Source organism: Stenotrophomonas sp. GD03794 (genome assembly GCF_029842145.1).
Lineage (GTDB): Bacteria > Pseudomonadota > Gammaproteobacteria > Xanthomonadales > Xanthomonadaceae > Stenotrophomonas > Stenotrophomonas riyadhensis.
Map to the genome: position 1 here is coordinate 1 of NZ_JAOCFV010000101.1, position 2,500 is coordinate 2,500.

General features: G+C 54.0%; 1 rRNA gene (cut by a window edge). It reads right to left on the reverse strand.

Annotated elements, in window-relative coordinates:
* Positions 1-122 precede the first annotated feature (122 nt).
* Positions 123-2,500: ribosomal RNA gene (locus tag N5D91_RS24190) — 23S ribosomal RNA — on the reverse strand; it runs 502 nt beyond the window's last position.

Sequence of the window (2,500 nt, forward strand, 5' to 3'; positions counted from 1 at the left end):
GCTTTTGGAGAGTCGCACTCGTCCCGGAGGACAAGGCGCCAGCCTCGCATAGTTCTTGTGACGTAGCGTGCACTTGGATGCTCTTACGACGTTGTCGTAAAGCCAAGGCAACTTGAGGTTATATGGTCAAGCCTCTCGGATCATTAGTATCAGTTAGCTCAATACATTGCTGTACTTACACACCTGACCTATCAACCACGTAGTCTACATGGTTCCTTCAGGGGGCTTGTGCCCCGGGAGATCTCATCTTGAGGCGCGCTTCCCGCTTAGATGCTTTCAGCGGTTATCGCTTCCGAACATAGCTACCCGGCAATGCCACTGGCGTGACAACCGGAACACCAGAGGTTCGTCCACTCCGGTCCTCTCGTACTAGGAGCAGCCCCTCTCAAATCTCCAACGCCCATGGCAGATAGGGACCGAACTGTCTCACGACGTTCTGAACCCAGCTCGCGTACCACTTTAAATGGCGAACAGCCATACCCTTGGGACCGACTACAGCCCCAGGATGTGATGAGCCGACATCGAGGTGCCAAACACCGCCGTCGATATGAACTCTTGGGCGGTATCAGCCTGTTATCCCCGGAGTACCTTTTATCCGTTGAGCGATGGCCCTTCCATACAGAACCACCGGATCACTAAGTCCTAGTTTCCTACCTGCTTGATCCGTCGATCTTGCAGTCAAGCACGCTTATGCCTTTGCACACAGTGCGCGATGTCCGACCGCGCTGAGCGTACCTTCGAGCTCCTCCGTTACTCTTTAGGAGGAGACCGCCCCAGTCAAACTACCCACCATACACGGTCCCCGACCCAGATAATGGGCCCAGGTTAGAACGTCAAGCACGACAGGGTGGTATTTCAAGGATGGCTCCGCTGCAGCTAGCGCCACAGTTTCATAGCCTCCCACCTATCCTACACAGACGAACTCAACGTTCAGTGTAAAGCTATAGTAAAGGTTCACGGGGTCTTTCCGTCTTGCCACGGGAACGCTGCATCTTCACAGCGATTTCAATTTCACTGAGTCTCGGGTGGAGACAGCGCCGCTGTCGTTACGCCATTCGTGCAGGTCGGAACTTACCCGACAAGGAATTTCGCTACCTTAGGACCGTTATAGTTACGGCCGCCGTTTACTGGGGCTTCGATCAAGAGCTTCGCCTTGCGGCTGACCCCATCAATTAACCTTCCAGCACCGGGCAGGCGTCACACCCTATACGTCCACTTTCGTGTTTGCAGAGTGCTGTGTTTTTGATAAACAGTCGCAGCGGCCTGGTTACTGCGACCCTCTTCAGCTATAGCTCGCACGAGCCACCAAAAAGGGTGCACCTTCTCCCGAAGTTACGGTGCCATGTTGCCTAGTTCCTTCACCCGAGTTCTCTCAAGCGCCTGAGAATTCTCATCCTACCCACCTGTGTCGGTTTACGGTACGGTCTGCGTAAGCTGAAGCTTAGGAGCTTTTCCTGGAAGCGTGGTATCAGTGACTTCGCCTTAAAGGCTCGTCTCGGTGCTCGGTCTTGAAGGATCCCGGATTTGCCAAAGATCCAAACCTACCGCCTTTCCCCAGGACAACCAACGCCTGGTACACCTAACCTTCTCCGTCCCTCCATCGCACTTACGCGAGGTGCAGGAATATTAACCTGCTTCCCATCGACTACGACTTTCGTCCTCGCCTTAGGGGCCGACTCACCCTGCGCCGATTAACGTTGCGCAAGGAAACCTTGGGCTTTCGGCGTGCGGGTTTTTCACCCGCATTATCGTTACTCATGTCAGCATTCGCACTTCCGATACCTCCAGCAGACTTCTCAATCCACCTTCAACGGCTTACGGAACGCTCCTCTACCGCGCATAACAAAGTTATGCACCCCAAGCTTCGGTTCACTGCTTAGCCCCGTTAAATCTTCCCCGCAGACCGACTCGACCAGTGAGCTATTACGCTTTCTTTAAAGGGTGGCTGCTTCTAAGCCAACCTCCTGGCTGTCTGTGCCTTTCCACATGGTTTTCCACTTAGCAGTGAATTTGGGACCTTAGCTGTGGGTCTGGGTTGTTTCCCTTTTCACGACGGACGTTAGCACCCGCCGTGTGTCTCCCATACAGTCCGTCTCGGTATTCGGAGTTTGCAATGGTTTGGTAAGTCGCGATGACCCCCTAGCCATAACAGTGCTCTACCCCCGAGAGGATACATATGAGGCGCTACCTAAATAGCTTTCGAGGAGAACCAGCTATCTCCGGGTTCGATTAGCTTTTCACTCCTAATCACACCTCATCCCCTACCTTTGCAACGGGAGTGGGTTCGGGCCTCCAGTGCGTGTTACCGCACCTTCACCCTGGGCATGACTAGATCACCCGGTTTCGGGTCTACTGCCCGCGACTATGCGCCCTTATCAGACTCGGTTTCCCTTCGCCTCCCCTATACGGTTAAGCTTGCCACGAACAGTAAGTCGCTGACCCATTATACAAAAGGTACGCAGTCACTCCTTGCGGAGCTCCTACTGCTTGTACGCACACG